We start from the raw sequence: 5,960 nt of genomic DNA, 5'->3' as shown, positions 1-5,960 counted from the left end.
GTATTGCAGCTTTTTATCTGAAAAATGATCTGGAGATTGCTGACCAGGCTTATCCTTATCTGTTGGCCAACTATATGCCTGTCGGTGTTCGTGGACTGGCATTTGCAGCTCTTTCGGCAGCGATTGTTTCATCGCTGGCATCTATGATTAATTCAACATCTACGATTTTTACCGTAGATATTTACAAGCCTTATTTTAATAAGAATGCCAGTGACAAATCACAGGTACTTGTGGGACGTATCACAGCTGTTGTTGCTTTGACGATTGCTGTATTTATTGCCCCCATGTTGCAGAATCTGGAACAGGCATTTCAGTATATTCAGGAATATACCGGGTTTATCTATCCCGGAGTGGTGATTGTGTTCTTCATGGGTCTTTTCTGGCGTCAGGCTACCAATAAAGCTGCACTCTGGACAGCCTTGCTGACCTTGCCTCTCGGATTTGCCTTCAAATTTGGATTCCCCGATATGCCGTGGATGATGCGTATGGGATATATTTTTGTTGTACTGGTGTTTGTGGCTACCATTGTCACTTTCGTGGATAAGAAGTCGTGGACTACCGATACCAAACATACTGTTCGTCCGGCATATATGCGTTCGGGTTACGTAATGATGGTCATTGGTGCTGTAGCTGCCGTTATCGGCGGTGTTGGTGTGAATATTTACTTCCTTAATAATCTGGGAATTGAAAGCATTTTTATGCTGGCCGCAGCCTTTCTCTTTGTCGGCATTATTCTGGTTACCAATGAAAAAATTATTGCTGCAGACAAGAAAGCGCTTGAAATTAATCCCGAAAGCTTCAAAACCGGAACTGGTTTTAATATTGGGGCAGTTGGAGTTATTGTGATTCTGGCACTGCTTTATGGTGTGTTCTGGTAACAAAATAATAAGAAGATGGATTTAAAACAGCTAAAAAAGGAAGTTTTTCAGGCCAACCTGGATTTGGTAAAACATAACTTGGTACTATTTACCTGGGGGAATGTGAGCGCTATTGACCGGGAGAAAGGTTTGGTAGTGATCAAACCCAGTGGGGTGGCTTATGATGACATGACAGCCGACGATATGGTTGTTCTCGACCTGAATGGCAACGTAGTGGAAGGTAAACTGAAGCCCTCTTCTGATACACCAACTCACCTCGAGTTGTATAAGAATTTTCCTGAAATAGGTGGAGTGGTGCATACCCACTCCACCTATGCTACAGCATGGGCACAGGCAGGTGTGGATATCCCGATAATCGGAACCACTCATGCCGATTATTTTGCCGATGATATCCCTTGTACACGGGATATGACAAAAGAAGAAGTGGAAGGTGAATATGAGAAGGAGACCGGAACTGTTATTGTGGAAGCATTTTCCGGAAAAAACCCCAATCATATTCCCGGGGTGATTGTGAAAAATCATGGGCCCTTTACATGGGGTAAAGATGCTCATGAGGCGGTTCACAACAGTGTGGTTATAGAGCAGGTGTCCAAAATGGCTTTCGTCAGTAAGTCGGTCAATCCTGATGTGACCATGAATCCCCTTCTTACCAAAAAGCATTTCGATCGTAAACATGGTGCCAATGCCTATTACGGGCAAAAGTAAAGACTGATTCGGTCACCATATCTCTCACCCGGGCCAATTTTCGGCCCGGTTTTTTACCCCCAAATTATCTCGTTGTATTTAACACATTAGACTGTTAAAAAATACGCTTTAAAGCAAAGGTGTAGCGACGTAAAGTATTCATTGTCAGGTATTTTTAAGAGTACATTAGGGTTCTGTAATAGATAGGTTTTTACTTTCTAAAAACTACTGAACCAGGGACAACTGACTAAAAACTAACAAAATGAGTTCAAAAAAATATGTTATCGGTCTTGATTATGGTTCGGATTCAGCCCGCGCCGTAGTTGTTGATACACAAACCGGAGAAGAGGTTGCACAATCGGTGAAGCATTATCCCCGATGGATTGAAGGAAAATATTGCGACCCGGCGGCAAATCGTTATCGCCAGCATCCGCTCGATTATGTGGAGGTTTTGGAATATACGGTAAAAAATGCTCTGAAGGAGGCCGGTTCCGGCGTTGCAGAAAATGTGGTGGGTATGTCGTTCGACACCACCGGCAGTACTCCTGCGTTTGTGGATGAAGCAGGAATTCCGTTGGCTTTAAAACCCGAATTTGCCGAGAATCCCAATGCCATGTTTATTCTGTGGAAAGACCACACCGCGGTTAAAGAGGCTGCTGAAATTAATGACCTGGCACGCAAATGGAAAGTGGATTACACCCAGTTCGAGGGTGGTGTCTATTCTTCGGAGTGGGTGTGGGCCAAAGCCCTGCATGTGCTACGTGAAGATGAGGCTGTGCGTAAAGCCGCCTATTCGTGGATCGAACATGCCGACTGGATGCCTTCAATGATTACAGGTACCGAAAAGCCCGACCAGGTGGTTCGTAGCCGATGTGCTGCCGGACACAAGGCCATGTGGCACGAAAGCTGGAATGGTCTTCCTCCTGAAGAATTTCTTACCGAATTGGATCCGCTGTTGAAAGGGTTCCGCGATCGGCTGTTCAAAGAGACTTTTGCCAGCGATACCAAAGTGGGGAATCTGACTCCCGAATGGGCCGAAAGACTTGGCTTATCGACTGATGTTGTGGTGGGTGTGAGCGCATTCGACTGCCACATGGGAGCCGTAGGTGGCGGGGCTACCTCTAATGTTCTGGCACGTGCCATCGGTACTTCTACCTGCGATATTATGATTGCTGATTACGAGCAAATTGGTGACAAACTGGTTCGCGGAATTTGTGGTCAGGTTGATGGTTCTGTTGTTCCGGGTTATGTCGGGCTTGAGGCCGGACAGTCTGGTTTTGGTGATATTTATGCCTGGTTTAAAAATGTGATTGCATGGCCGTTGACCAATATTCTGAATAAATCGGAGCTGGTGAATGCAGAAATCCGTCAGAAATTGATAGATGAAACCATGGACCGGATAATTCCTCAATTGAGCGAGGAGGCTATGAAAATTTCTGTTGACGAATCCACTATTCTTGCTGTAGATTGGATGAATGGTCGCAGAACACCTGATGCCAGTCAGGAAGTAACCGGTTCCATAGCCGGATTGACACTAGGCTCTTCAGCTCCCCGAATTTTCAGGGCGCTGGTCGAAGCCACTGCATTTGGTTCCAAAGCCATTGTAAACCGCTTCAGAGATGAAGGTGTTGAACTGAAAGCTGTGATTGGACTTGGGGGTGTGGCCCGCAAATCGCCATTTGTAATGCAAACTTTGGCCGATGTGCTGAATATGCCCATTAAGGTTGCTGCCACCGAACAGACTTGTGCTGTAGGTGCCGGTATGTTTGCTGCTGTAGTAGCAGGTATTTATGACAATGTGGAAGAGGCTCAGAAACAAATGGGACAGGGTTTTGAGAAGGAATACACACCCATTCCGGAAAATGTGAAGAAGTACGAGGCCATTTATAAGAAATATGTGAAACTTGGTGCTTTTACAGAAAAAGAGTTGTAAGGTTTTTCGTAAATTGTTGTTCTTGTTGGAGTTCACCTTTTTTGCGACTCCGGATTTTCAATCAAAAATTTTATTGAGTATGAGAAAGACCATTTTTGCTCTGTCTTTAATTGTGTTCTCTGCAGTTGGGGCTGTGGCGCAGAACCCACTCATTATGGATGAGTTCACAGCCGATCCTTCCGCCAGGGTGTTCAACGATAAGGTGTATATTTATCCTTCTCACGACATCAGGAAAGATTCCGGCCGCTTTGCCAACTGGTTTTGCATGGAAGATTATCATGTTTACTCATCTGAGAATTTAACCCAATGGGAAGATCATGGTGTCATTTTGAGTCAGTACGATGTGCCCTGGGTTGATGCTTCCACTTTTAGCATGTGGGCACCCGATTGCATTGAAAAGGACGGAAAATACTACTTCTATTTCCCTGCAACAGCAAAGGATAAAACCGAAGGAAGAGGTCGCAGAGTGGGTGTAGCAGTTGCCGACAGTCCCACCGGGCCTTTTGTTCCTGAAGAAATTCCGATGGAGGGTGTTTTTGGCATTGATCCCAATCCCTTTATTGATACCGACGGGCAGGCTTACCTCTATTGGGGAGGTGGCGAAAAGCTTTATGTGGCCAGGTTGAAAGACAATATGCTGGAGCTTGCAACAGAACCTCAGCTGGTTATGGAGTTGCCTCCAAAATTTAAAGAGGGGCCCTACTTGTTTGAGCGTCAGGGGAAGTACTATTTTACCTTTCCACATGTTCCCAAAACCACCGAGAGGTTGGTTTATGCCATGGGCGATAATCCCATGGGCCCATTTGAGTTTAAAGGGGTGATTATGGAAGAATCTCCTGTAGAATGCTGGACCAATCATCACTCCATTATTGAATATCGTGATCAGTGGTATCTTTTCTATCATCACAACGATTTGTCTCCTGATTTTGATAAGAATCGCTCTATTAAGGCCGATAGTTTGTTCTTTAATGCCGACGGAACCATTCAACAAGTGGTGCCGACCCTTCGTGGCGTGGGCATAACACCTGCTGCCAGTCAAATTCAGGTAGACCGCTACAGTTCTGCTGAAGGCAAGAATATTAGCTATGCGTTTGTTGATGATTCAAACCCACACGAAGGCTGGAAAGTGAATTTGCCTAAAAACGGCAACCTAATCCGCTATAATAAAGTGGATTTCGGAACTGATGGGTTTGAGGAGGTCGTTGTAAACGCATCAGCCGGAAACGATGGTGAATATGAAATCAGACTGGATGCTCCCGATGGGGATCTTGTGGTTTCTGCAAAAATTTCCGGGTCGGATGAAATGAAGACTGAGCGTATTTCACTTTCGGAAGAACCAAAGGGGATTCACGATATCTATCTCATTAACACCGGAGATTCGGAGCTGACCTTTGACTGGATTCAGTTTAAGTAGAACAGTTTGGATAATATGACATTTTAATTTAAAACCATTTCGAGATGAAACAAAAGAATCTATTATTTGCATTGTTTGCCTTTTTTATTTTGGCGTTGCCAGCCGGCGCTCAAAATAAAATGACACTGGAATTTGACAAAGCAGAGCAGACCATTAATAAAAATGTTTATGGTCATTTTGCTGAACACCTGGGACGTTGTATTTATGATGGAATCTGGGTAGGACCCGATTCTGACATCCCTAATGTGGACGGATACCGTAAAGACATTCTTGAGGCCCTTACAGAGCTTCAGATTCCGGTTCTTCGGTGGCCCGGAGGTTGTTTTGCCGATACCTATCACTGGAAAGACGGTGTGGGTCCGGTTAATGAAAGACCTAAAATCAAAAACTATTTCTGGGGAGGCTCTATCGAAGACAACAGTTTTGGTACACATGAGTTCCTGAATCTGTGTGAGATGATTGGTGCCGATCCTTATATTTCTGCCAATGTGGGAAGCGGTTCTGTTACCGAAATGGTAGATTGGATTGAATACATGACTTCTGATGAGGATATTCCAATGGCCAACTGGCGTCGCGAGAATGGTCGTGAGGAGCCCTGGGATGTTAAATTCCTCGGAATTGGAAACGAAAGCTGGGGATGTGGAGGCGATATGCGTCCTGAATTTTACAGCGACCTGCTCCGTCAGTACTCTCTTTATGCCGGTCTTTATGGTGAAGGAAAATTTGAGCGTGTTGGTTGTGGTGCCAATGGTGGCGATTACAACTGGACCGATGTGTTGATGAACAGAGCTGCCAGAAATATGGATGCTTTGTCTGTTCATTATTACACTATTGCAACCGGCGACTGGGGAAACAAATCGGCTGCTACCGGCTTTGGTGAAGAACTCTATTTCAGCGGTCTGAAAAATGCTTTGTTTATGGACGAATTGGTTTCGAAGCACTCAGAAGTAATGGATAAATACGACCCTGATAAAAATCTTCCTCTTCTGGTTGATGAATGGGGTATCTGGACTGATGTGGAACCCGGAACCGAGCCCGGACACCTCTTTCA

Annotated in this window: 4 protein-coding genes and 1 pseudogene; all 5 read left to right on the top strand. The window is 45.0% G+C overall.

Annotated elements, in window-relative coordinates:
* Positions 1-878, top strand: a pseudogene (locus QZZ43_RS00055) (sodium/glucose cotransporter); the annotation flags it as partial.
* 15 nt (positions 879-893) lie between these two features.
* Positions 894-1,583 (top strand): L-ribulose-5-phosphate 4-epimerase, encoded by a 690-nt coding sequence (locus QZZ43_RS00050; RefSeq protein WP_291854587.1) that lies wholly within the window; start codon positions 894-896, stop codon positions 1,581-1,583.
* A gap of 241 nt (positions 1,584-1,824) precedes the next feature.
* The gene (locus QZZ43_RS00045; protein WP_291854584.1) at positions 1,825-3,495 is read left to right on the top strand and encodes a ribulokinase; all 1,671 of its coding nucleotides are present in this window, start codon (positions 1,825-1,827) and stop codon (positions 3,493-3,495) included.
* Between the two features lie 79 nt (positions 3,496-3,574).
* Entirely contained in the window at positions 3,575-4,909 is a 1,335-nt protein-coding gene (locus QZZ43_RS00040; RefSeq protein ID WP_291854581.1) for a family 43 glycosylhydrolase, read from the top strand.
* Between the two features lie 44 nt (positions 4,910-4,953).
* On the top strand, positions 4,954-5,960 hold a 1,007-nt coding region (locus QZZ43_RS00035), incomplete at its 3' end, for an alpha-N-arabinofuranosidase (RefSeq protein WP_291854578.1).

It is taken from the genome of Marinilabilia sp., assembly GCF_016278715.1.
Classification (GTDB): Bacteria; Bacteroidota; Bacteroidia; order Bacteroidales; family Marinilabiliaceae; genus Marinilabilia.
This window is presented reverse-complemented; position numbering and strand designations above follow the sequence as displayed.